Below are 24,510 nucleotides of genomic sequence, written 5' to 3'. Positions count from 1 at the left end.
CTAAATATTCTACAACTAACTTGTACAAGTGGGTTGATGTTTTATCTCACCTCGTTTACTTCGACGTCATGTTTGGTCGTACTCGCTCGCACCACCGAAAATAGGTTCATGGCTTCAACTTTGACCCTCGTATCCCGCCCAGCACTCCCCCGTGATCGTTTTGATGAACTCCTTGCACAGCTGGTTAATCGACTCCCAGCCGCTGCCGAGGCAATTTTTAGCGTGCACGAGTCGGCTACACGCTGGGTCGCCAAGACCAGGATCGAAAACATTGACGCCTTAGACTTGCGCACCGAAGCTCTAGCTAGCTTTGACACTTTGGTTGACTCAGGATTTTTTTCCGCCGACGAAGCGTGCGTTACGGTTCTGGACAGCGCGCTGACCGATGCCAAGCGCATCTTGCTCTTGATGGACGTAGATTCAACACTGATCAAACAGGAAGTCATCGAGCTTCTCGCGGCCCACGCCGGACGCGAACAAGAGGTAGCGGCCGTGACCGAGGCGGCGATGCGCGGTGAATTGGACTTCGCCCAGTCCTTAATCCAACGCGTGGCAACGCTCAAAGGTCTACCGGAGTCGGTCCTACCCGAGGTTATTTCACGAGTCATTTACTCCGACGGAGCACGCGAATTAGTTCAGCGGATGCACGCGGCTGGTCACATAGTGGGTGTCGTTTCCGGCGGATTCCAGCAGATCCTTGATCCCCTGGCTCAAGAGCTGAAATTGGATCACGCGTTGGCAAATACGCTGGGAATTACCGACGGATTGCTTGATGGCACAGTTCACGGACAAATCGTTGACCGTGCGATGAAAGAAAAAATGCTGCGCGCTTGGGCTGCCGAACACGGAATCAGCATGTCAGCAACTATTGCCGCCGGCGACGGAGCCAACGACCTGGACATGGTCACCGCTGCCGGACTGGGTGTAGCGTTTAATGCGAAACCAGCCTTGCGCGAGCAATCCGGTGCGCGCATTGATTTCAGCCGCCTAGATGTGATCGCCGACCTAGTTTTAGCGGACTTTGACGCGTGAAATCCAACAAGTCGATAACAATTTCGGCGTTTACCCCCGCAACGCCATGCATCGGTTGTTCCAACAGTTAGTATTTCTTTTGGTGCACCGATGCGCAGCGAAGTAGAAATTCGCGTCTCGTGCCCGGCCCCAATCGCTTTTCGAAAGAGCTAACAGACAAGTGCAGACCCCCTCCCCGGACAGTTCCTCCTCGCCATCGCCAAGCAACCGGACCAAGGACCAAGGCCGCAACAAGGCCAAGCCCTGGATCATCACTGGTTCCTGCGTGGTGGCGGCAGCAGCACTCTATTTCGGAGGCGCCGCACTTATTAGCGCCCAGGTTCCAGCGAACGCCAGCATCGCCGGGGTGAGCATCGGATCAATGAACCAGGATGATGCCCGAGCGGCACTGAACAAGTCTGTTGCTCCTTTGGCTGCGAAGCCTTTCGATGTGCTGGTCAACTCGCAAAGCTACACGATGGACCCGGTGAAAGCTGGGCTGTCGCTCAACGTTGACGACACCGTGGCCGATTTGACCGGCTACGAGGCAAACCCGGTAGAACTCATTGACCGCTTGACGAGCAAGTACACGGCCACCGCCAGCATCGATGTAGATCAAGACAAGCTGAATTCCCAGCTGGCGGCGCTCGCGAAGAAGGCTGACGCCAAGGTGACCGAAGGCGATATCACCTTCGCCGAAGGCAAGGCCACACTGGTCAAGCCCGTAGATGGGGTGAGCCTGAAACAAGATGAGGCCGCTCAGGTCCTCACCAGCGACTGGCGAATCGGCGCACCGGCGATCGAATTGCCCAGCGACATCGCCAAGCCGGAAATTTCCGAGGAGACGCTGCAGTCTTTCTACGACGACAAGGTCAAAGCTCTGCTGAAGGACAAAGTGAGCTTGACCTCGGATAAGAAGAAGGTCGATATTTCGGCTGCAGCCATCGCGGCGGCGGCAAGCTACACGCCCAAGGATGGCACGCCAGCGATCACCTTGGATGATAAAAAACTCTTTAAAGCAGCTACGACGAATTCCGAGTTCAACAGCACCGCAAAGAATGCTCGCATTACCCTATCCGGCGGCAAGCCAACCATCACCAAGTCGACCACGGGTCTGGCCTTGGAGACTGAGGGATTGGGCGCAAAGGTCCTAGCGGCCACCGAAACTAAAGAGCGCACCGCAAAGGTGGTTCTCAAGACGTCCGAGGCCGACTTCACCACCGCGGATGCCAAGAAGTTGGGGATCAAGGAAGAGATCGTTGAATTCTCCACCCCTTATCCAACCTCCGATAAGGTGCGCACCAAGAACCTGCATGCCGGATCGAATCGCATCAATGGAACCGTGATCAAGCCTGGGGAGAACTTCTCACTGCTTCAGGCCCTTGGCCCGATTACCGTGGCTAACGGCTATTTCAGTTCCGGTGTGGTCGAAAGCGGTTTCAGTACCGAGGCAGTGGGTGGCGGTCTCTCGCAGATTTCCACTCAGCTGTACAACGTCGGCTTCCTCGCCGGCTATGACGACGTGACCCATAAGCCGCACTCTCGGTGGTTTGAACGCTACCCAGCAGGCCGTGAAGCCACCCTCTGGGAGGGCCAGGTCGACATGGTGTGGAAGAACAACACCCCCTACGGCGTGATGATTCAGGCATGGGTCAGCGGCGATCGTGTCCACACCCGCTTGTGGAGCACCAAGTACTGGAAGGTCAGCCAGAAGAGCTCGGGCAAGTACAACAAGACTAATCCTGAGACTCGGTATAACCCTGCCGACAAGTGTGTTTCGGAACGCGGTGGACAGAAGGGCTTTAGCATCGACATTACGCGTAACCGCAGCACGATTGATGGCTCCAAAACTCTGCCACCAGATGTCAAGAGCTGGACCTACCAGCCATGGCACAAGGTAGTGTGCGGCGAGAAGCCATAACTCAAAAATTTCAAGGCGCCTTTTGAATCTGTCAAAAGGCGCCTTTTTTGAACTCGATTCCAGCAGGAGGATTTGTGCGTGAAAGTTTAGCCAGGCAATACCTCAGTTACTACGACGCACAATTGCGTACCGACGCGGAGACTCCCAGCGCCGTAAAGGTCCAGCGTCTAGGTCCCCTGCGTCTGATCAATTTTACGGGCGGTCAAGGGTTCATCACCTATCGGCACATTTCTCCCACGAGCGGCGTCAATCTGGCTGCCCTGGTCGGCGAGGCGCTCGCCTACTATCGAGCGCAGCCAGAAATCAACGACGTCGAATGGAAGAGCCGCGGCCATGACCACGCACCGGGACTGCACGAGCAGTTGCTCGCACACGGTTTCGCCCTCGACGCCAGCGAGTCAATAATGATCGGGCGAGCCGCCGATCTGAGTGCCGAAACGCCGCTGCCGGCTGGGGTCACGCTACGTCGGATCTTCTGTGAAGATGATGTTCGCGCGATGACCGCGATGCAGGACCTGACTTTCGGGGAAGCGGTATCGCCCCGTCATGCCGAGGCGATCCTCCGCCGCTTGGCCACCGCGGATGGAATGCAACTGTGGGTGGCCGAGGACAGCACGGGAACAATACTCAGTGCTGGCCGCCTCGAACCGGTTCCCGGCACGGATTTTGCAGGAATCTGGGGTGGCGCAACCGTTGCGGCCTACCGTGGACAAGGAATTTACCGGGCGCTGACCGCCGCGAGAGCACGGTCCGCCCTCGAACTGGGCAAAACACTGATCCACAGTGACTCCACCGGCTACTCCAAGCCCATCCTGGCGCGCTACGGCCTGCTGCAGGTCTCCACCACGACGCCCTACCGCTGGAGCCGGACGCTGGATTAAACGGCGCTGGCAGGGCAGCATAAAGGCCTGCCGTTCGCCTCCGGTGCGGGAGTGAACGACAGGCCTGAAAAACTACTGGGCGAGCAGGTTCTTACTGCTCGGCCTGCTTGAGGAAGTCCCCGGCGCCACCGACAAGTTCGGTGTGTCCGGTTTCCACATCAGCGAAGACCATCTTGGCAACTTCGGCACCAAACTCTTCAACTGAGTACAGCTTGCCGGCCGCTTCGCGGCGGGCATCGATTGCACCTGGCTCCATGCGATTGAGCAAGGTGGCGGTGATGGTGCCCTCGATCATGTCACCGGAGACCACCACAAAATTGATGTTCTTCTCGGCCAGCTTTGGAATGAACTCACGCAGTGCGTCTTCACCGGCGCGCTTGGACTGTGCCACCTGGTCATAGGCTTCCATGGTGGAGACCTGCTTGATGAAATGCGCCTGGTGGCTGGTCACGAAGACCACACGGCCGCCCGCGCTCATCGCCGGCAACGCAGCTTCGAGCATGGCTACCTGAGCGTCGCGGTTAAGCCGGAGCGCGTAGTTCTCCCCCATCGAGGTTTCCATGCCACCGGAGGCGTTGAGCACCAGCACGTCTAGCGTTCCGAAGTTCTCCACGGCTGCGTCAACGAGAGCCTGTGGGCCCTCGGTGGCGGTCAGGTCCGCGCCGATGGCAACGGCCTTGCCGCCCTTGTCTTCAATAGCTGCCACGATCTTGTTCGCCCGCGGTGCCTTGGCGCGGTAGTTGATGACCACTCCCAGGCCCTGTGCGGCCAGTTCCTGTGCGGTGACCGCGCCGATTCCGCGCGACGAGCCGGTGACGATTGCACCCTTGTATTCGCTCAACTTCTTACTCCTTAGGTATCTAAAAATTGGGGGTAGTTCTAGTGGCCCATGCCAAGGCCGCCATCAACGGGGATCACTGCCCCGGAGATGTAGGCAGCTTCATCGCTGGCAACCCAGCGCACCACATTGGCGACCTCTTCTGGCTCGGCAAAGCGGTTGGCCGGAATGGACGCAAGGTAGGACTTCTGAGTTTCTTCTGGAAGTACCGCGGTCATTTCGGTGTTGATAAAGCCCGGCGCCACCACGTTCGCGGTGATATTACGCGAGCCAAGCTCGCGAGTCAGCGAGCGGGCAATGCCCACCAGACCGGCCTTGGACGCAGCGTAATTGATCTGGCCCGGTGAACCGTAGAGCCCAACCACCGAGGAGATCAGCACCACACGGCCACGCTTGAGGCGAAGCATGCCCTTGCTGGCTCGTTTAATCACACGGAAGGCGCCGGTGAGGTTGGTGTCGATCACCGAGGTGAAGTCATCTTCACTCATGCGCAGCAGCAGCGTGTCTTTGGTTACACCGGCGTTGGCGATGAGCACTTCAACCGGTCCGTGGGCCGCTTCGACCTCTTTGAATGCCGCATCGATTGATTCGCTGTCGGTCACATCGGCCTTCACGCCGAGCAGTCCTTCGGGAACCTCGCCACTGCGGTAGGTGATGGCAACCTTGTCACCGTTGGCTTCGAAGGAACGCGCGATGGCTAGGCCAATTCCGCGGTTTCCGCCGGTCACCAGTACGCTGCGGCCGTTGGTGGTTTCCGTGCTCAATGTAATTCTCCATCCATGCCGTCGGCGCACACCATCGGTTACGGGGCACCAAAACAGACACTTTGCTTAGGTCAGTAGCTAGTCTGAAAACAATCCTATTAGTTACCCCGCAGTATTACAGCTTCGACGGTAGGTAGAAATTCGGTTCTCACAGACACAAGTGAGAGAATGAAGACAGAAATAGCCCCGTTGAGCGAAGTTCGAAAGCTATGTCACATCAGCATGCGAACCATGGTCCAAAGGACCAGCCGGTTCACCGTATTACCGAAGCGCGCGAGTCACACACCTCGGAGCGCGACCTGCGCATACGCAAATACACGATTTCCATGACCGTGCGCATGGTGTGCTTCATCTTGGCCTTCTTCTTCGAAGGCTGGGTACGGTGGGTGCTGCTCGCCGGAGCAGTGATCCTGCCCTATATTGCCGTAGTCATCGCCAATGGCGGAGCAGACCTGACTAGGCGCGAACCTCCCGCAGAATTTTATAGTGGCAAGGAGCCGGAACAGATCGAAAATACGGTCCGGCCAACTGTGGTGGACGAACCAGAGATCGTGATCATCGAGGGCACACTGACCGATACTGCTCCCCCGTCCGATACGTCTAAGGAGGCATAAATGGATCTTCTCGGTTCATTAGCAGGCGCGAGTTCTGCGCCTACCGAAGTTCAATGCTCGCGTAAGGGATGCCGGGCGCCGGCAGCTTTTCAGATTTTATGGAATAACCCAAAGATTCATACTCCCGAGCGCCGAAAGATCTGGTTGGCCTGTACTGAGCACCGCGAGTGGTTAGAAACCTATCTGAAGGAGCGTTTGCTCTATAAGGAAACCCTGCCCATGGGCGAAGGAGCTACTCAGTAAATGTACCGTTTTTTGGCCAGCACCCGCTGGGTTGGCTGGTTGCTACTCGTCGTCATTTTTGCTGCAGCCTGTGCGGGGCTAGGTAAATGGCAGTCTGACCGTCGCACCGAAGTGCTCACCAGCATTTCCCACGTGAACAACAACTACGACGCCACACCAGTTTCCGGTGATCAGGCGCTGGACAAGTTTAATTCATTGCCTGAAGAAGACACCTGGATGACTGTTGAGCTCACCGGTCAGTACCTCAGCGATGACACGCGCATCGTGCGCAACCGGATTAAGGCCTCCCGCCCGGGTTATGAGGTGCTGGTTCCGTTCCGCACCGAAACCGGCACTACGGTAATTATCGACCGCGGCTTCCTACCTATCGGCAATTCCGAAGGCGGTCGCCCCGATACGGTTCCCGCTGCTCCTGCCGGAACGGTCACCGTGAACGCACGTTTGAAGGCCGGCGAGATCAAACTGGATCGTGGGGCCCCCGATGGCCAGCTCGCATCCATTCATCTGCCCGCCTACGCCGCGCAACTCCCCTACCCGATCTCCGAAGGTGCCTACGGCATCATGTACGAGGAAGATCCGGCTCCGGCCACAGCACCACAGCCCTTGGATGCACCGGACACCGATGAAGGTCCGCACCTTTCCTATGAGTTCCAGTGGTACTTCTTTGGGATCTTATCCTTCGTCGGCTTCTGGTACGCGGCGAAGCAACAACGCAAGATCAATGCCGAAGACGCTGCCGAGCTCGCCGAGGCGCAGGCGTTGGGCTTTGAAGAACCAATTCACCGGGTCCGCAAGCTACGTGCGAAGGAAGAAAAGAAGTTCCGTCGCGACGGGTCGCTGACCGATGAGGCCTATGAGGATCTCATGCTTGATGAAGATCCGCCGAAGGACGGCGACAAACCCCAGTAAGGCGACAAGCCCACGACCACCGGTCGTGGGCTTGCCCTTTAGCATCAGGGCAACACAAAAGCCGCGGGTCACCATCTTTAGAGAATGGTGACCCGCGGCTTTTAAGCTGTACTGGCTTAGGTCAGTGAGACCAATTCCAGATAGCCCTCGTTGAACAGGTCCTCGTCGCCATCAGGCAGGATGACCACACGCTCGGGCTTCAGTGCCATCACGGCGCCCTCATCGTGGCTGACCATCACTACGGCGCCTGGGAAGCTGGATAGCGCACCAAGTACCTCGGCGCGCGAGGCCGGGTCAAGGTTGTTAGTAGGCTCATCGAGTAGCAGCACGTTAGCGCTGGAAGCCACGATGGTGGCCAAGGCCAGACGGGTCTTCTCACCACCGGAGAGTACTCCGGCTGGCTTCGAGACGTCATCGCCAACAAACATGAAGGAACCAAGAATCGAACGCACGTCGGCATCACCGAGGTGATCCGGGGCGTTGCGACGCATATTTTCAAGCACCGTCGCGTCTGGATCCAGGGTGTCGTGCTCCTGTGCGAAGTAACCGATCTTTAAACCGTGTCCCGGGATGATCGTTCCGGTATCTGGCTCCGAAACTCCGGCAAGCATACGCAGCAAGGTGGTCTTACCCGCGCCGTTAAGGCCCAGGATTACTACCTTTGAACCCCGGTCGATAGCCAGCGACACATCGGTGAAGATTTCCAGGGATCCATAGGCCTTGGATAGGCCCTCGGCCATCATTGGGGTCTTGCCACAAGGGGCAGGATCCGGGAAGCGCAAAGCTGCAACACGGTCGTTCGCGCGCACTTCTTCCAGGCCCGAAAGCATGCGGTCAACTCGCTTGAGCATCGATTGCGCGGCGGAAGCACCGGAAGCACGAGCCTTCATCTTGTTAGCCTGAGCCATCAAGACCGAAGCCTTCTTCTCAATGTTGCCGCGCTCGCGCTTACGAGCACGCTCATCGGTTTCGCGCTGGGTCTGGTAACGCTTCCAGTTCATGTTGTACACATCAACGGTGGCGCGGTTAGCGTCAAGGAAAAGCACCTTGTTCACGGTGGCATCCAACAGGCCGGTGTCGTGACTGATCATCAGCACGCCGCCGGTGTAGTTCTTGATGAAGTCACGTAACCAGGTGATGGAATCGGCATCCAAGTGGTTAGTTGGCTCATCGAGCAGCAGCGTTTCGGCGTCCGAGTAAAGGATGCGGGCAAGCTCCACACGGCGGCGCTGGCCACCGGATAGGGTGCGCAATGGCTGCTCAAGAATACGTTCTGGCAAATCCAGGTTAGAACAGATGGCCGCGGCTTCGGATTCGGCGGAGTAGCCGCCGGCAGCCATAAATTCGGCTTCCAGACGGTCATATCGGCCCATGGCCTTCTTCGCTACGGACGCGTCATCGCTAGCCATCTCATCGCGGGCCTTAGCCAGCTTATTGAGTACAACGTCTAGGCCACGAGCGGCGAGGATACGGTCCTTCGCCAGCTGCTCCATGTCTTCGGTCTTCGGATCCTGTGGCAGGTAGCCAATGGAACCCTTCAGCGAGACGTTACCGCTAGCCGGCTGGGATTCTCCGGCCAAGACCTTGGTCATGGTGGTCTTACCGGCACCGTTTCGACCCACCAGTCCGATCTTGTCGCCCTTGTCGATGCGGAAATTTACTTCGTCCATCAGCAAGCGGGCGCCGACGCGTAGCTCAAGGTTGGCTACGGAAATCATATGGTGTGGCCCTTTCAAAACGGGGTAAGGAAAAACTATTCGCCCATATAAAGGGCAACTTGTCTATCCTACCGGTCGTATAGGCGGGATCAGGCTTACTGTGTGCGAACCAACATCTTAACGCTCACTGCCCGGCACCCAATATTGGGTGCCGGGCAGTTGTGCTAGCTGCGCTGCGTGGAGCGGAAGTCTTTCATTTGGATCAGTCTGCGACGAAGCGAGGCTTCGCGTTTCAAATCCGAGCCACTGGTCTTATCGATATGTGCCTTGCCAAAACGCCAAAGCAACACGTCGTCAAGCAGCCTATCTGGCCCCGGAGAATACCGGTGATCCAGTGCGGCACGGACCTCGGTGACTACATTTGCATCCAAAAGTTCGGCCAGCTGCCACGTTTGATCGATGCCGTGGGAGCCGAGCAATTCGGCGGCCCAGGACCAGTCATCGTCGCGCTTGCGGTCCACGTGCGGAAGCAGCGTCTGCCATATTTCGCCGATTTTCTCGCCGGTCAGCTTCTCCGTGCCCAAGCCTTCGCGGTCGTGGTAGCCGTTCATCCGATGGTAGAGATCATCAATGTCGGTGAAGTAGTTTTCCACCGTTTCGAGCATCGCTGCGGTGGCGGTGAAATGCCGGTCGATCTGCGGGTTCCACGCGGCTTCCCCAGGATGCTTAAAGCGGATGTCATGTTCCATCTCGCTCCATGCATGCTGGAGCACCGTGCGGATCTGAACCTCGAAGACGAAGTTGCCGCTGGGTACCACTGGTTTGCCCAAAGCCGTTTGGAACTTTGACACGCTCGGTTCGTTGCGGGTTTTGAGCAGCAGGTGCCGTGAGGAGTAGCCATAGGTTCCGGATTCCACCGAACCGATGTCTTTCTCACGGTCACTGCGGCAGTCGAAGTCCTCGCGGTGCGCCTTGATGAGCGTGGCTACCTGCTGGATTTCGTGGGGAAGCATCACGATGATGCGCAAACCCACCATGTCATGGATTTCCCGCAGCGGGTTAGGGAACTCCAATACCGGGGTTGAATCCGGAGTTTCCTGTAGCTGGCGCGAAGCTTTAGCCCGGAAGGACTCGGCGGTTTTCACCCGTCCGGTCACAAACAAGGGTTGGACTTCACTATCGATAAACAGCGAGCGAATTTTTGATTTCATCGCCCGCAGCACCTCATCGAGTTCCCTGCCCACGGTTTCAAAACGAGACACCGCCTCGTCGATTTGTTCGCTGAACTGTTCCGGTTCGGTGTTGCTGGTCAATTGATCCATAGTGATGCCTCCTAATGCCTTGAAATGCCGCGGGTGGTCGAAACGGTGCGTGCCCTAGCTATGGGCGGGTCAGGCGCTTGGCCATATCCTCGTACAACGGGGCCTTGTCTTCGCCAGCCGGCTTGGCAGCGGCAGCTTGCTTAGCGGCTGCCGGAGCCGGCGCCTGTTTCAGCGGGGTGACCTTTTCCGAACGCGACTGGGCGATGGCCTCGGCACGGGCCTGGGCGATAGCGTCCTGGTGCTCCTGCTCCAGCTGGGCCGTGCGCTCGGCTTCTGCCTGCTGTGCATCAGAAAGTGCGGAGTTGTAACCGTCATCGTAGGCGACGCCGTACTTCTCAGCATTGATCTGCTCTTCGTCATATTCGAAGGCCGCGCGGAGCTTCGCAGCTTCGGACTTCTTCTGGTACATATGCACGGTCAGGTGGGTAATGGCCAGCAGCACGATAGGCGGCATGGCCGCAACGAGGGCCGATACCAGCGGTGGCACACCATTAACGATGGAATCCACGGTCAGGATCGCATGGGTGGAGTTCGCTGCGGTCGACACGATAGCGCCGAAGAACAGCAAGGACCACGGGTAGATCATGGCTTTACGGTTAAAACCGTTCAGCGCAACGATGGCAACGGTGGCTGCGACAATCATGCCGTCGATGATGATTGGCCAGATCCAGGCCAGATTCGACTGGATGCCGGAGCGTTCAGCCAAGTCGGTCAGCGCCGCGAAGGATAGGACGAATGCACCAATCGCGATCAGGACCGTGGCTCCGACGGCGGTGCCGAGGACGGCGCGGTGCGGTTCGTGCGGAATTTCTTGCTGAGTATCCATGCTGCGGGGCAGGCCTAACTTTGGAGAGATGAAACGGAACGTCTTTTAAGCGAATGTGGTTGCCAGTTGCATCGAGTACCGGCCACCTGGACTATTTTAGCCCCATCAGCTGACAGCTTGGTGGTGAACGATTAGTGAATTCGCCGATCAACGAATCTGGTGCCGGTGAGCCTGCCGGCTATTCCGCGGCCGGCCGGATCGCATAAGAGGAAAATCGAGCTCAGCAGCAGGTAGCCAAGTACCAGTGCACTGAGCCAGGCCCAGGGGCTTGCAGCCCAGATGCTGTCGGCAATTTGGAAAGCGAAAGAGATTCCGCCGAGACCCAGAATGCTGCGCGCCACTGCCTGCCATGCAGGTGCTGGACGCGTGCCATGTCCGGCCACTCGAATCCAGGCACAGCGCTGCCCTAGGCTCGCGCGGCCTGGCATCAGGGTTGGAAGCAAGAAGACCAGCAGCACCGAGATCGTGGGAATCCACCGCTGCGTCAGGTTGTAGGAGGCCTGCGGGGCTCCAAGTTTTTCGGCGATCTCCAGCACGAAAGTGGTGAGCATCACCAGGCCGAGGACAAAGGCGATATCAAAACCGTTGGCCATGAAGCGGCGAAGCCTGGTCACCTTGCGCGGTCCGGACTTCATAGCACTTTGTTCTCGTGGCCCGGTCAGCCACGCAAAGATCGGCAGGTAGGCCACCATGGATCCAAGCAGCGCGCCGAAGGTGTTCAGCAGCAGATCGTCAACATCGGCAACCCGGTAGGCACAGGTATACAGGCCCCAGATCCCGGTGTACTGAGTCAGCTCAATTGCCAGACTGGCAGTGAGTCCAATGAGCGTGCCCAGAAATACGTTCCCGCGCAGCCAGCGGACCGCCAGGATACCGAGCGGCATGAACAAGATCACATTAAAAAGGACCTGCCACAGCGTAAAGCTGGTCAGAAAGTGGCGCATTCCCAGTTCATATGAGAGCGCAAAGTCATTGAGGAAGTTCAGCGGTTGCAGCTGCGGAACAGCTACCCCGGGGCGGCAAAATGCGTCACGTGTTTCGGGCAGGGGCAGCATCGTGTAGCTGAAGAGGCCAAAGCCGTAGATCACTGCGGCACCGGTGGTCAACGTGCGTCGCCAAGATAACCGCCCATGACGGTGATACTGGATGGCGAGCAGGAAAATACCGGCTGCGCCTAAGAAGAGGACACCACCAAGCATGGCGATCGTCGCGGGCCAAAACATCGTTTGCATATTTCTATCTAAGCCGAGAAAAATACACGCAACCTGTGACGTCCGGTGTGAGGTCAGTCATCGTTGGCTGGATGGTTACTGAATGGAAGCTGGCCCTGTGTCTCCACTGAGGACAGTGCGGGTCTTCGGGTCGAAGCGGAAGAGGACGGCAAATAAACCAACCGCCAGTACCGCCGCAAATACCCGCATCAGCCACACGATGTGCCATTGCTCAATCGAGAGTTGATCCACGAAGACCACCACTAGAATCAAACTGGCCAAATAGATCATCAGCTTCTCGGAGGACCATGAGACACGATGCGAGATGGCGAAGAGCGCAATCATCCACAAGATGTACCAAGGCTGGATGATCGGTGCGAGCAAGATCACCGCAGACAGTGCCCACGCGGCCAGGCGCACTGGCCGGGAAATGTCTTTAGCCAAGGCAAGCCATGCCACGATTGCCACTGAAACAAGCTGAAAAATGAACACCACGATGCTCTGTGTCTGGCTTGCTGAGCCGCCCAGCACTCCCACCAGCAGGCCAAGCAACCAACCAGTCAAACCCACAGGAGCGTAGGGGAAGGCTGCGTCCCCGGCGGTAAACATTGCCGGCAACCATCCAAACCAGAGGTTAGTCACCGCTCCGATGATCGTTAGCCAAATCAGGCAATAGCAGAGCACTTTGAGCCAAACCATGCATTTAGCACGCAATGACGTATCGCGGCCTAATAGGATCAACCCTATAAATGGCAGCACCAAGAGCACAATCGGTTTCACAGACACCGCGATAGCTAAAGCCAACGTGGCTGCGAGGGGACGACGGTCATAAGCCAGCGCGAAAGCACTGAACACTCCGGCAATCATCAACGCATCGTTGTGAGCGCCGCCGATCATGGTCAATAAGAATAGTGGATTTCCCACAATGGCCCAGTTAGCCCAGTTTGGATTTTGTCCCATTTTTTTCGCCAGCTTGGCGGTGAAATGAAAACATCCGATGACCCCGAGTAACGCGGTAATGCGCAAGAGCCCTACTCCAATTTCGGGCACCCCGTTGGAGACAAAATAAATAATACGTGACAGCACCAAGAAGAATGGGCCATAAGGAGAAGGTGATTGGGCCCAGAGCCCGTCCGAACCACCTTCGAACCAACCTGGCAGTGCCGAAATACCCTCATGATAGGGAGACTTATCGGCGTGAAGCATCCGGCCCTGGGCCAGATACGAGTAAACATCCCGACTGAGAATCGGGAAGGAAAACATCAACGGTGCAGACCACTTAACGAATAGCTGCGCTAATTGCCGCGTACTGATCAGTTCTGCCGTATCAACCAGCGGACGAGCAAGAATCCAAGCTCTGGTTAGCCAGGCCAGACCGGCGGCCATCAAGATGATACAGCTGATAACTCCCCATGCTTCGGTGCGGAATTCGACAAAAAATCCGCTTCGGGCCAACGGAGAGAGCTGACTGCGCGGAAACCAGCCGATGCCCCAAGAAGCCACGGTGATCAACACCGAAGCGGCAAAGCCTTGCCATCCCAGAGCTTTCAGCGAGACGCCTCGTCGCATTAGTTTGTGCACCAGCAAACTCACTTGGCTTTCTTTTTCAGCCAGTTTGTGGAGCTCAGCAGCTCGGGACATATTTTTTTAGTCTTGGGATCCAAGAAGACCAGGAATAGCGCACAGAGGATCGAAATTCCCCAAGAGATCAATTGCACCCGTGGGACCAGGTCTTCTTGGAGGAACTGCCAGACGAAAATTTGATCCGCTGCTTGGTAGGCCAGGAAGAATATTGTGGTCAGGTGCAGCCAGAGCATCTGCCAGTCATCGCGCAATCCGGTCGCCGCGAAGAAAGGCAGCAACCACAGCAGATACCACGGCTGGATTACCGGTGACAGCACCACAATTGCCGCATACGCGATACCCATGCGTTGGACCAGATGCGAGTACTTCCCGCGGAACATCAGCACGATGGCAAGCCCCACACCGAGCAGCCGGCCACCAGTTTTTATGACCGACAGTATCCAGTCGGTTTCCATGCCGAATGACCCGAAAATACCTTGCAACGCGATGGTGAGCATTCCCAGCGGCGCGACAATGGAAACACCAGTTCCGGTGTAGTTCAGCAACACGCTCAGCCAGCCAAACCAGTAGCCGTTGAGCCAGCCCACGAGGGTCATCAGAACCAGGAATATGGATCCGGAGTAGAACCAATAGAGGAATCGGCGCGGCCATTTGGCTTCCGGCCCGGCCCAGAGCAAACCGATAAACGGCAGCAATACCAGGGTTATGGGTTTGACGCCGATCGAGGCAGCGAGCACCACAATCGCCCAGAAGCCGTGTCGTTTGCACGCCAGATACACGGCCCACACCGATAGGCCAGTCATCAGCGCGTCATTATGCGCACTAGCCACAAAATTCACTAGGAAGAGCGGGTTTGCCACGGTCATCCAAGTCGCTTTGGCGCCGGAAACCGAATGCAGTTCAGCCAGCTTGGGCACATATCGCAGGCATAGCAGGACACCGATGACCGCGATGGCACGGAAGGCCAGAACAGCCGCATCGGTAGACCCGCCAACGATGTTGACCACGATGTATTCAATGGTCAGGAACAGCGGACCATAGGGCGTTCCATCTTGGGCCCACATGGTGTCGGCGCCTAGCTGGAACCAGTTATTCAGACTTGAAATGCCGTCGACATAAGGATCTTGCCCGGCATCAACCAGGCGGCCTTGTCCAATGTAAGCAAAAACGTCTCGGCTCATGATGGGAAGTGCGATGAGCATTGGAATGCTCCAGAGCATCACCGCGCGCTGCACAATCTTGAGCGAGCCTTCGTCCCAGGTCTTTAGCTTCTGCCCCAGGCGCCACCATGCACGAAAAAGCAACCAGCAACCAAGCGCCAAGAGGATCACGCAAATCGTGACGCCGGTGGCCTCGGTGCGCACCATGATGAAAAAAGGATCGCGGTTCAGCGGTGAAACGCTGGCCAGCCAACCCGTGCCGAAGGAGCCGAAGAGGATCATCGAGGAGCCGATTATTCCGCTAAGCAATGTCTTATTAACACCAGCGTATGGCTGGGGAGCCAGAACTTCTGCCTTACTAGCGGACACCGGGACACCTCGTGCTGGATTGGACAAAAAGATCGTTTAAAAAGATTGACGTTGCATCCGGTTAGCCAGCAGTAGGCTCATCGTTCAACGTCATGAAATCTCCCATGATTTTAGCATCGCCTGCGATCCGCTTACCGGTGTGACACCGAGATCCCTGTTGCTTTCATGCCGTGCGCTGCCTCACTAGCAATTCAGAGGGTAGATTGGTTCCGTGGCTAGTAACTCAGAGAAAATAGTATGGATCGACTGCGAAATGACCGGTTTAGACCTGGTCAATGATGCGTTGATCGAGGTAGCGGTACTGATTACCGATTCGGACTTGAACATCATTGACGAGGGCATCCAGGTGGTCATCAAGCCTGATGATGCGGCTCTGGCACAGATGGATGACTTCGTTCGCAATATGCATCAGGTCTCCGGCTTGCTGGTGGAACTCGACGGCGGAATGCAAATGGAACAGGCCCAACGCCTGGTCATGGACTACATCCGTAAGCACGTCCCAGAGCCCAACAAGGCCCTGCTTGGAGGAAACTCCGTAGGCACCGATAAGAACTTCCTGGCTCGCGACATGCCAGAAATCATTAACCACCTGCATTACCGCATCATCGACGTCTCCACCCTGAAGGAACTGAGCCGACGCTGGTTCACCAAAGCGCACTACGCGGCTCCCGCCAAGACCGGCAACCACCGTGCGTTAGGTGATATCCAGGATTCAATTGACGAGCTTCGCTACTACCGGGCGGCCATCATGGTGCCCTCCCCCGGACCAACTAGCGATCAGGCACGCAAAATCGCCGCTCAGGTAAGCGCCATCGGGGAAAAGTAAGCACTAGTCAGCCCCCTAAATCGCAGGTGATGCACAACACAGCGATTTAGGGGGCTTTCAAGTTGGCACTCACCCCCTCGATATGTGTATAGTATTTCTCGTTGCCAGATACGAAATCAGCTCGCAAAAGCGGAATGACTAGTGTCGAAGTGAACATGGTGGGTATAGCTCAGTTGGTAGAGCGTCTGGTTGTGGTCCAGAAGGTCGCGGGTTCAAGCCCCGTTACTCACCCCAGACAAACGGTCTGATCCAAAACGAAAGTTGTGGATCAGACCGTTTTTTGTTTTCCTTAAAAATGGCTCTAGCTAGATGACACCCCGATTATTAGTTTCACCCCAGATACATGTATAGTATTTCTCGTTGCTTGAAACGAGTTCCGAAGCTTGTAGCTTCCGACTAGTCGCAAAGTAATTATGGTGGGTATAGCTCAGTTGGTAGAGCGTCTGGTTGTGGTCCAGAAGGTCGCGGGTTCAAGCCCCGTTACTCACCCAAAGGCAATCAGCCTGATCCAAAACGAAATACTTGGATCAGGCTGATTTTTTTCTTAACTTGGCGAACTGCTGATCTCGATTTTCGTTCTCGTGAAAGAGACGGGGATATCTGACGCAGGACCATAGCCGGAGCCGGTTATAGTCCTCCCTTGCACCGCCGAATCAGGCGCACGCGTAGGATAGGCGAGTCAAGCGTCTGCCGCCTACCCGCACTGCTACCTGTCTTTTGAGATAGGTTACTTGACCGTCAGGCTTGGACGGTACTAACTTGAGCCTATGACTGGTCCGCTCAGCCCGCTACCGGCGGTGCTTCCATCGCTTCAAGGTGCTTACGAAAGTGCACGTGCGGCGGCTGCCCAGAGGGCCGCGGTATTTGTCATTGGGCAACACGGGAGCGGACGCACGACCTTCGCACATCAGCTCCTCGCCGAGGCAGACGGAAACGTCTATTGGCTCACTGCTGCCAAGGCGATCCAGGGTGTTCCCTTCGCGATGCTGACTGCCCTCTGCGCACAGTTACCCACGAGCAACGCAAACTTCACCCCGGGTGTGATGCTTTCGGAGCTATTCCAGTACACCTCAAAGCAACCCCTGTGCATATTCCTAGACCAAGCAGAATACACCGACGAGCAAAGCGCCGCCGTGCTGGCACAGCTATCCCTGACACGGAATATCCTCCTAGTGATGGCAACCACCGCGGTTCACCGGCTCCCCAAGTCCTTGCGGGATCTGCGTGCCGGCCCGCAGACCCAGCGCGTGGAACTTTCCGCGCTGTCCTATGAAGATGCCGAGGCCACGCTCAATGGCGTGCTCGGCGGCCAGGTGAATACCAGCACCGTCGAAGCTCTCCTGGAATTCTCGGGCGGGAACGCTTTGCATTTGCGCGAGCTGACTTTGGATGCCCAAACTGCGAATGCACTGACCCTGCAGAGATCCTATTGGACCCTGGATCGGCGGTGGATCCCTCAGGGACCCAGGATTTCGGATCTCATCACCTCCCGACTGCATGAACAGCCACACGAAATCCGCGAGGCCATCGAATTGCTGGCGGTTACGGGCCGCTTGCATTATCCGCTCGCCAAGCGGCTACTCGGCGATGCACTGCCCGAAGTGCTGGATTCAAGGCTTGTCGAGCTGGTCGTCCTATCCGAAGATGACGCGACCGGCGAGCGCGAATTGGCAGTCGCACTGAGTTCCGGGCTGGCTCCGCAGACGGTCTTGAGCACGTTGACGCAAACCAAGTTGCGTGGCTACCTCCAGCGCGCCGACAAGGCGTTCCCTCGCGAGCAGCTGACTTCCCAGGCTCGTGCATGGTTCACCGGGCATCGGGTGCAGCTGGGGCTTGATGTTTCAGCGGACGAGCTATTCGAAGATGTGGTGGGATCGGCCGAGGCCAGGCATTTTGCGCAGGTCGTTGCCTTGACCGATTCGATCGAGCACTCGTCATACACGGATGAGCGCAAGCTGGAGAAGATCCTGGTACTTCGGGCTGACGCCCTTTACGAGCTGGGCAAGGCGGAGGCAGCGTTGGCGGTGCTCAAGCCCTTGTTCGGTACCGGCAGTGCGAAAGTGCGTGGTGTTGCGGCCAATATTGCCTTTGCGGGATTGGGCCGCATCGACTTGGCCACGGAGATCATTGATTCCTGGCCGGAGAATCCGGCCGAGATCCGGGCCTACCGATTGCTCCTGCTCAGCAGGGCACAGCAGGCGATGGATTCCGTGAAGCTACGCGAGTATGCGGCGGATTCAAGCATCACCCCCGAACTGCGCGCCGCTTGCCTGGCACATGTGCTCATCGAGGATTGCTACGCCGGCAGACCGGTGGACTCGCTCCAGGAGCTGTCCGGATTGATTAAAGGGGATTTCTGGAAGAAGTCCTCCCCTGCCGTCCAGTCCGAATTGGTTTATGCCATCTTGGCGGTGATGACCAGCGTCGGAGGCGGTGGGCCGGAATTCACCGAGACACTGGCCGCCATAGACTTCACGAGCGTTGCATTGAATCCGGCGAACTATTTGTCAGGCTGGGGCGTCGAGTTCTTGGAACAGGGGCTGGGGCTCCGCGCACTGGATGCGTTGGAGCAGGCCCTGGCTTTGATTTCGGTGTCCGACCCATACCTGGTCGCGGGCTTCACTGCGTCCTTTGCCGCAGCCGGTGCGGTGATGGTTGGCGATTCAGCAAAGGCGGGTCGCTACTACGCCATGGCATGCGCCGCACCCAAGGTAGCGGGGCAGATCATGCGGCCCATGGCCCAGCGTTACCTGCTGCCCGTGATCTTGGAGCTTGAAGGCCGTGCGGCAGCGCAGGAACACTTGGCACAATGCTTGGCCCTCGCCGATAAATTCGGCCGCAAGCTGCTACGGATGCAATTGCTCCATGACGCCTGGAGACTGCACCTCGTAGAGGATGCGACACAGCTCAGTGAAACTGCCGCGCAGGTTCAGGGGCCTATGGCGCAAACGTTCGCCGAGTATGCGCGGGTCATGGATTCGCCCACCGAAGCAGACGTACGCTTGCTAGCCGAAGCTCATGTTTCGGCCGGCCGGCTGCTTTATGCAGGTGAAGTCGCCCATCGCGCCGCGGTCCGGGCCAGAGACTTGGGCCAGCGGAAGCTCGCGACGCGGCTGGTGGCTCTCTCTGCGGAACTGGCTAGCCCGCTAGCAGAGGTCAACACACCGTCGCTGGGTCGTGGGCGCATCGTCCGCTCACTGCTAACCGTGCGGGAGTACGCTACCTGCGTATTAGCAGCCCGTGGCGCGAGCAACCAGGAGATCGCAGAGGAGCTATTCCTCTCGCCTCGGACGGTCGAAGGACACTTGCAGCGTTCCTACACGAAGCTGGGCATCACCGATCGCCGCCAATTGCTTCCGGTCAGCGATGCAACGCCGATTACCGACGAAATTCTCGACGAGACTTCCGGTTCGGTACCTGTATCTTGGCAAAGGCATACTTAGTCCCGGTCTTTTGCTAAAAATAGGGCCCACGCCACTCTAGACTAAACCTCACAGGGTCGAGGCATGTATGGGGAATCTTGGGGGATTCACAATTCGACCTTTGGGGAAACGCTTTTTAGTCACTCGCATCAGGATGAGCGCCTAGGAAGCTCACCGGAAGGCTGACGACATGGGGTCGTTGGCCTTCCACATTTAAAAGACTCCAAGAGCGTCGAGCAGGTCCGCTCAAGATTATTCGAAGATGGATTCGAATATCGGCCGAAAGCCATATTGTGCTCCCGGTCCATGCGGAGTATTCGCAAGTTTAATGCTGAGTCACTGGTCACGTGTTCCTGCCCCCGCGATTACTGTCTCGTCGCCTGCAGAGAGTATTGACTGCCAGTGAATCCGCGGAAAACCCGTGGGCCAGCGAGCTATCCGTTGGTGTTTACACCATCAGCCTCGCGGCGCATACAGTGGCCCGCGAGCTTTTGATGGACTGTTGCAGTGGCACAAATAAGATCAGCCGTGAAACTATTGGAGAAGACTTCTTAGCACCTTGGGAAAGGACCTATCACGTGCCCATTCGGCAAATCACCGTATATGGAGAACCAGTGCTGCACCGACGCGCAGCTGAGGTCACCGAATTTGATGACCAGTTGCGTCAACTTGTCGCTGATATGCATGCCACCATGGATGCGGCCCACGGTGTCGGACTAGCGGCACCGCAAATCGGTGTCGGACTGCGCATCTTTACCTACATCTACGCTGATCAAGATACGGCTCCAGAGCGCGGGGTGCTCATCAACCCGGTACTCACGCTCTCTAAGGTCTCACAGGCGACGCCGGACCCCGATGAAGAGGCCGAGGGCTGCCTGTCCGTACCGGGCCTGAACTTCCCGCTCAAGCGTGCTGAGTACGCCAAGGTGGAAGGCTTCGATGAGTTTGGCAAGCCGGTCTCATTCGAAGCGACCGGCTGGTTCGCTCGAATCTTGCAGCACGAGTTCGATCACCTGGACGGTTTGCTGTACGTGGACAAGCTGGTACCCCGGTGGGATAAGCGCTGGCTGAAGGCGAAGAAGTCATTAGGTTGGGGCGTTCCCGGTATTACCTGGCTGCCGGGTACCGATGAGGATCCCTTCGGACATTAGGTCCGCTCACCGCTTCAAAATGCTAGATTACGCTGATGCAGCGTCGCACCGAGGGCATCGGTCGGCGCTGCTTTTGCGTTCTATGGACGCCGGGCCTGACCACCAGCTAGCCAAAATGGCAGGAACGTGCCATTTTGCCCGGTGAGATCTGCCACCCTCCTTCGTAGCTACCGTGGACCAATCGGCGTGAGGCAGGTAATACGCGTTAAGGCTCCTCCATCAGGCGTTGCGGTAATACAGTCCGCTCGTCTGCGGCAATTTGCCGTTCCACTGCAGAATCGGCCACAACCCACAAGTCCTCGCCCCTGCAATCAATACCGGTACTCACGAGAGCAGTGCCGATGCCTGCTGCCATGTGCCTGATGGTGGTCACCGTTTGCCCGCTATACCAGGGAGCATCGCGAAAGGTTGCCGGAAAGTGCGAGGTCAGGTGACGCACCAGAAGTTCTTGCGTTGGATACTGTGGCCTATTGCGGGTGCGGACCAACTGATCAAGCAATAGGCACGGAGTCTTGGGCGACTTTGTCCGTTCCCTTGGGAAGCGGTCCCAAGCCAATCAGTGCTTCCTGCGCCCGGACCATGAGCAAATGGATTCCGCTCCGGTTGCTTGTCTCGATGCCACGGCCATTATGTTCGGCGAACAACGTTTTGCGGCTGGCACTCCTCTGAGCCTGCAGGTAGTCATGGATCCGGGATGTTGCCGGGTCGATGGTTTGCGGTATTGATCTGAAATTCTCGCCAGCGGGGTACGGCTTTTTGCAGGGTGAGCCCTTTGGTCGGTGCCATCCGCCAGCGCACGTCCTGCGACAAGGCGGTGTGCAGTGTGCCGCGCATGGTCCATGAACGCGTATTTGCCCAGAATCAAAGCAGGCGTCCACCTCCCGTCTTGCGACACCCGCTCCGACGCGCTGAACGAGCACGAAACGCCAAGCAAGGAAATCTTGGGATTAGATGGCAAGCATATGTCCACAGCCCGCTCACAGAGATCCTGCCGGTTCCAGCAGCAGGTGGCTTTCCATTCACATCGAGAGCAGGTGCCTGCGCTCCGGTCTTGCCTTTTACCACCAGCGGAGGTCACAGAGACGAATGTTAGTAGAACATAGATTCGGATTTAACTTGCTAACTATTAGCCGGCATCTTCGCGCGCTGCGGAAGGGCATGGACCACAAATGCCTCACGGGCGGGCTGGCATTGAGCGACAACTAGAGCATCTGCGCCGCGCTCGAATGCTTCACGCCCTTCTTTCTACCGGCCATAGCTTCCAGCCTTGAACTCCTCGCAAGAAGCTTGCACACTCTCAACGTCATCGATGTATACGCATTTGTCCAAAATCGCGGGGTCTTCCTGTGCTGATCCTTGCGATTTGAGCACGATATCAATAACGTAGTTCATCGTCCTCGCGTAGCTTTTTCTGCAGCTTGGCACTTAACACCGAAGATTCTTCATGCACTAACGCAGCAAACTCCATCGGTGCGAACTTGTGCCCTTCGGCTTCCAATCCACCCACCAATGGAGTTTTCAACCGATCTAGGTCCCGCTGTCCAGCTCACACTAAATAATCTTCCCTTTGAGCCTATCCGGGATTGGTGTTTCTCGATCGCATCGAAACCTGCATCTGCCAGTCGTGTGAGCTTCTGGGAGAGGCTTGAGTCGGAGAGATCCGAGGCATCATGTAACAGGTTGAGGTCGCTCGCGTCTACGGCACTGAGGCAGCCCATGTTTTAAAAGCGGACTGTTTTAAAAGCGGACAGGCGAGTGGATGAGGATTTTTACCGGTGGGGCGTTGCTGTGGCGGCTTTAACATCCCTTCTATAGCGCAGGCAACTTCCACCGTTTCGGCGGGATTGGGTTCATGCGAGCTATGGTTGCAGCTACAGGAAGGAGCTTCTGACGCGGGAACTGCTCATTCGTAGGAGGAAAACTACATGAACGTTAAGCCCGTTCTTCCATGGAAAACGCAAGCTTTGCCTTGCGGATTCTCTGCGCTGTATCCGACCTTGTTGGTAACAGCACTCGTTCTAGGCAGTCCTCGATTTTCAGTAGGAGCAAAGATGGTTTTCGTGTTCCTGGTCATCGCAGTTCCAGCACTTGGTGCGGTCCTATCGATCATCAATACAATATGGAAACGTCGCCACCGAACAGTCCCGGAATGCTAGAGCAACCAAGAAGATTCGTTTAGCCCTTTACAAGGAGCTACGCGAATTTTTTGTTTGGAACGTTCCAGGATGCTAGAAATTACTCCTGTACGTAGGAGCCACTTATTTCGATCTTGTCGGAAGCGTTCCTAGATTACCTCAAGCCAATTTCGCTTGTGGCAGTGCGCGAACATAAGCCCTGGAATCAGCGAGGCTCCGAGCTGTTTGCAGCGACACCACTTTGCAGTCTGGGCACGGGAGCACAATTCGCGCGGGTTCGGACCGACACCCTCATTATCCCGTCTACGCGGTACATCTGTTTGACCAGCACCTTGTCTTGGTATGGGAACGGCGCACGCAACGAAGATCTGCAACCATTCACAAAATTCGCGCCAGAGCCAAACAAAGCTAACAGTTGCTATCTAGGCGCATGCTAAACGCTCGAGGGTCAACGCTGCCGTGCTCGCATCGAATAACGCCGGTTGGACCGCGGTCGGGATCGGGCTAGGGGGCGAGGACCCAGATCGCGTCCGCGGCTGGTGTGCCGAGGTCGATGTCCTGTTCGTGTCCACGCAGTCGAATGGTGGTCAGATCCGCATACGGGTGACGGCGACCGCGGCGGAGAGCTGTCTTGCCTCCGGCCGGTGCGCCTGACCCTCGAGGGAAGGCATCGGCTCGCCGTGGGGGTCGCGGGTGGGGCGGTCCAGGTGACTGTCGATCTTGGCGATCAGTTTGCCCGAGACCCCATGCTCGAGGATTTCGGCTTCATCGCGGACCCCGCCCCAACCGTAGTTAAGAACCCTGACCACCTGAAAGGTTTCCAGGAGCCGATGCCTGCGGACCATTGCGAGGGCGTGTTTTCGGCCATCGCCCTTCAGTTCGATGCTGCCCTACGGTGCGTGCACGACCAAGTCTTGGTAGATCGTTTTTGTTGTTCTCGGAGGCGGTAGACGGGCGGATTCTAGGGTGCTCGGCCAGGACCCCGACGCTAATCGGGGCGTCGGACCATTCCGTGACGGACCAGATGAACTTCAGGTAGTCCTGATCCAGGACGACAAATCCGTAAGAAGCATGACTCCGTGTTACCCGTCGAACTCCGAATGTTAGACTAGCCGAACATTTTTGTTTTCAACGTCGAAACCATTGGAGTCGGTATGCCGAACCTTAGCCTGGAGAAGCTTCTCAACAGGCGCTCGATGCTCTTCGGCACCGCAGCCCTTGCCGCGGTGCCGGCTCTCTCGGCATTGCAGGCCAATGGCGGGCATGGCCAGCACTCCGGCTCCGCGGGCGGCGACCCGGCACCGTTGTTGGGCGAAGGCTCCAAACCTGCCAGCTCGATTCCCGACACGAGCCAGAGCATGATGACCAACCATGCCGGGCATGCCGGGTTCGCGGGAGGATCCGTGCCGCCGGAGCGTGCTGGGATCGACCCCACCGCGATCCTGCGGGACTTCGACCGCGGCAAGACCAGCACCCTGCCCGACGGGCGCACCCTGCGCGAATGGGACATCGTCGCCGTGGACCAGGACTTCGAGATTGCCCCCGGGGTCAACTTCCCGGGCTGGAGCTACAACGGCAGGATCCCGGGCCCCACCCTGTGGGCCAGGGGGGTGTCCCTATGTTTTTCGTCAAGGCTTTGGAGGGATTTTCTTCAAAGTTTTTTGG

19 protein-coding genes, 2 tRNA genes and 1 pseudogene are annotated in these 24,510 nt (G+C 57.2%); 12 read left to right on the top strand and 10 right to left on the bottom strand.

What is annotated here, in order from left to right:
• Nucleotides 1-108: 108 nt before the first annotated feature.
• From serB to IEX04_RS11820, 3 genes are all read left to right on the top strand, one after another.
• Nucleotides 109-1,032 (top strand): phosphoserine phosphatase SerB, encoded by a 924-nt coding sequence (gene serB / locus IEX04_RS11830; protein WP_188685901.1) that lies wholly within the window; start codon nt 109-111, stop codon nt 1,030-1,032.
• 160 nt (nt 1,033-1,192) lie between these two features.
• The gene (locus tag IEX04_RS11825) at nt 1,193-2,932 is read left to right on the top strand and encodes a VanW family protein (protein WP_188685899.1); all 1,740 of its coding nucleotides are present in this window, start codon (nt 1,193-1,195) and stop codon (nt 2,930-2,932) included.
• Between the two features lie 47 nt (nt 2,933-2,979).
• Nucleotides 2,980-3,813: a GNAT family N-acetyltransferase gene (locus IEX04_RS11820; protein WP_308422419.1), complete on the top strand. Its 834-nt coding sequence runs from the start codon at nt 2,980-2,982 to the stop codon at nt 3,811-3,813.
• Between the two features lie 91 nt (nt 3,814-3,904).
• On the opposite strand, the gene IEX04_RS11815 is transcribed toward IEX04_RS11820, so the two are convergent.
• The gene (locus IEX04_RS11815; RefSeq protein ID WP_188685897.1) at nt 3,905-4,654 is read right to left on the bottom strand and encodes an SDR family oxidoreductase; all 750 of its coding nucleotides are present in this window, start codon (nt 4,652-4,654) and stop codon (nt 3,905-3,907) included.
• A 38-nt stretch (nt 4,655-4,692) separates the two neighbouring features.
• Nucleotides 4,693-5,415 (bottom strand): beta-ketoacyl-ACP reductase, encoded by a 723-nt coding sequence (locus tag IEX04_RS11810; RefSeq protein WP_096253669.1) that lies wholly within the window; start codon nt 5,413-5,415, stop codon nt 4,693-4,695.
• A 209-nt stretch (nt 5,416-5,624) separates the two neighbouring features.
• Between IEX04_RS11810 and IEX04_RS11805 the strand changes: the two genes are divergently transcribed.
• The 3 genes from IEX04_RS11805 to IEX04_RS11795 are packed head-to-tail and all read left to right on the top strand — an operon-like array spanning nt 5,625 to nt 7,181.
• Nucleotides 5,625-6,029: a DUF3099 domain-containing protein gene (locus IEX04_RS11805; protein ID WP_188685894.1), complete on the top strand. Its 405-nt coding sequence runs from the start codon at nt 5,625-5,627 to the stop codon at nt 6,027-6,029.
• Nucleotides 6,030-6,272 carry an acetone carboxylase gene (locus IEX04_RS11800; RefSeq protein ID WP_096253667.1) on the top strand — a complete coding sequence of 81 codons (243 nt, stop codon included), beginning with the start codon at nt 6,030-6,032 and terminating at the stop codon, nt 6,270-6,272. It abuts the gene before it with no gap.
• Nucleotides 6,273-7,181, top strand: coding sequence for an SURF1 family cytochrome oxidase biogenesis protein (locus IEX04_RS11795; protein WP_096253666.1), 909 nt, complete (start codon nt 6,273-6,275; stop codon nt 7,179-7,181).
• A 116-nt stretch (nt 7,182-7,297) separates the two neighbouring features.
• On the opposite strand, the gene abc-f is transcribed toward IEX04_RS11795, so the two are convergent.
• The 6 genes from abc-f to mptB (IEX04_RS11765) all read right to left on the bottom strand — a co-directional run bounded on the left by abc-f (nt 7,298) and on the right by mptB (IEX04_RS11765) (nt 15,311).
• A complete protein-coding gene (gene abc-f / locus IEX04_RS11790) occupies nt 7,298-8,899 on the bottom strand; it encodes a ribosomal protection-like ABC-F family protein (protein ID WP_096253665.1) in 1,602 nt (533 codons plus the stop codon).
• A 164-nt stretch (nt 8,900-9,063) separates the two neighbouring features.
• Entirely contained in the window at nt 9,064-10,161 is a 1,098-nt protein-coding gene (locus tag IEX04_RS11785) for a GTP pyrophosphokinase (protein ID WP_188685892.1), read from the bottom strand.
• A gap of 58 nt (nt 10,162-10,219) precedes the next feature.
• Nucleotides 10,220-10,987, bottom strand: coding sequence for a DUF2637 domain-containing protein (locus IEX04_RS11780; RefSeq protein WP_188685890.1), 768 nt, complete (start codon nt 10,985-10,987; stop codon nt 10,220-10,222).
• A gap of 131 nt (nt 10,988-11,118) precedes the next feature.
• Entirely contained in the window at nt 11,119-12,210 is a 1,092-nt protein-coding gene (locus IEX04_RS11775) for a VanZ family protein (RefSeq protein ID WP_194446451.1), read from the bottom strand.
• An 84-nt stretch (nt 12,211-12,294) separates the two neighbouring features.
• A complete protein-coding gene (gene mptB, locus IEX04_RS11770; protein ID WP_188685886.1) occupies nt 12,295-13,791 on the bottom strand; it encodes a polyprenol phosphomannose-dependent alpha 1,6 mannosyltransferase MptB in 1,497 nt (498 codons plus the stop codon).
• The gene (gene mptB, locus IEX04_RS11765; RefSeq protein WP_188685884.1) at nt 13,788-15,311 is read right to left on the bottom strand and encodes a polyprenol phosphomannose-dependent alpha 1,6 mannosyltransferase MptB; all 1,524 of its coding nucleotides are present in this window, start codon (nt 15,309-15,311) and stop codon (nt 13,788-13,790) included. The genes mptB (IEX04_RS11770) and mptB (IEX04_RS11765) overlap by 4 nt, the downstream gene beginning before the upstream one ends.
• Before the next feature lie 211 nt (nt 15,312-15,522).
• On the opposite strand from mptB (IEX04_RS11765), the gene orn reads away from it, so the two are divergent.
• The 5 genes from orn (at nt 15,523) to def (ending at nt 20,710) form a co-directional block, all read left to right on the top strand.
• The gene (orn, locus tag IEX04_RS11760; RefSeq protein WP_188685883.1) at nt 15,523-16,137 is read left to right on the top strand and encodes an oligoribonuclease; all 615 of its coding nucleotides are present in this window, start codon (nt 15,523-15,525) and stop codon (nt 16,135-16,137) included.
• Between the two features lie 158 nt (nt 16,138-16,295).
• Nucleotides 16,296-16,371 (top strand) — tRNA-His (locus IEX04_RS11755).
• Between the two features lie 182 nt (nt 16,372-16,553).
• Nucleotides 16,554-16,626, top strand: a tRNA-His gene (locus IEX04_RS11750).
• A gap of 278 nt (nt 16,627-16,904) precedes the next feature.
• Nucleotides 16,905-19,580, top strand: a complete 2,676-nt coding sequence (locus IEX04_RS11745; protein ID WP_188685882.1) for a helix-turn-helix transcriptional regulator — start codon at nt 16,905-16,907, stop codon at nt 19,578-19,580.
• 557 nt (nt 19,581-20,137) lie between these two features.
• Entirely contained in the window at nt 20,138-20,710 is a 573-nt protein-coding gene (gene def, locus IEX04_RS11740) for a peptide deformylase (RefSeq protein WP_188686142.1), read from the top strand.
• A gap of 205 nt (nt 20,711-20,915) precedes the next feature.
• On the opposite strand, the gene IEX04_RS19140 is transcribed toward def, so the two are convergent.
• Complete coding sequence (locus IEX04_RS19140; protein WP_407646316.1) at nt 20,916-21,197, bottom strand: DNA glycosylase AlkZ-like family protein; 282 nt, start codon at nt 21,195-21,197, stop codon at nt 20,916-20,918.
• Nucleotides 21,198-23,432: 2,235 nt separating this feature from the next.
• Nucleotides 23,433-23,690 carry an iron dependent repressor, metal binding and dimerization domain protein gene (locus IEX04_RS18840; protein ID WP_229677119.1) on the bottom strand — a complete coding sequence of 86 codons (258 nt, stop codon included), beginning with the start codon at nt 23,688-23,690 and terminating at the stop codon, nt 23,433-23,435.
• A gap of 309 nt (nt 23,691-23,999) precedes the next feature.
• Here IEX04_RS18840 and IEX04_RS11720 point away from each other — a divergent pair.
• Nucleotides 24,000-24,510, top strand: a pseudogene (locus IEX04_RS11720) (hypothetical protein); the annotation flags it as partial.

Source organism: Glutamicibacter ardleyensis (genome assembly GCF_014644555.1).
Lineage (GTDB): Bacteria > Actinomycetota > Actinomycetes > Actinomycetales > Micrococcaceae > Glutamicibacter > Glutamicibacter bergerei.
This window is presented reverse-complemented; position numbering and strand designations above follow the sequence as displayed.

What these genes read in the sequence shown, in the direction of transcription:
- IEX04_RS11800 (WP_096253667.1), top strand. Translation starts at nt 6,030, where the DNA reads ATGGATCTTCTCGGTTCATTAGCAGGCGCGAGTTCTGCGCCTACCGAA.
- serB (WP_188685901.1), top strand. Translation starts at nt 109, where the DNA reads ATGGCTTCAACTTTGACCCTCGTATCCCGCCCAGCACTCCCCCGTGAT.
- IEX04_RS18840 (WP_229677119.1), bottom strand. Translation starts at nt 23,690, where the DNA reads ATGGTCCGCAGGCATCGGCTCCTGGAAACCTTTCAGGTGGTCAGGGTT.
- abc-f (WP_096253665.1), bottom strand. Translation starts at nt 8,899, where the DNA reads ATGATTTCCGTAGCCAACCTTGAGCTACGCGTCGGCGCCCGCTTGCTG.
- IEX04_RS11775 (WP_194446451.1), bottom strand. Translation starts at nt 12,210, where the DNA reads ATGTTTTGGCCCGCGACGATCGCCATGCTTGGTGGTGTCCTCTTCTTA.
- IEX04_RS11745 (WP_188685882.1), top strand. Translation starts at nt 16,905, where the DNA reads ATGACTGGTCCGCTCAGCCCGCTACCGGCGGTGCTTCCATCGCTTCAA.
- IEX04_RS11785 (WP_188685892.1), bottom strand. Translation starts at nt 10,161, where the DNA reads ATGGATCAATTGACCAGCAACACCGAACCGGAACAGTTCAGCGAACAA.
- IEX04_RS11780 (WP_188685890.1), bottom strand. Translation starts at nt 10,987, where the DNA reads ATGGATACTCAGCAAGAAATTCCGCACGAACCGCACCGCGCCGTCCTC.
- IEX04_RS11795 (WP_096253666.1), top strand. Translation starts at nt 6,273, where the DNA reads ATGTACCGTTTTTTGGCCAGCACCCGCTGGGTTGGCTGGTTGCTACTC.
- IEX04_RS11805 (WP_188685894.1), top strand. Translation starts at nt 5,625, where the DNA reads ATGTCACATCAGCATGCGAACCATGGTCCAAAGGACCAGCCGGTTCAC.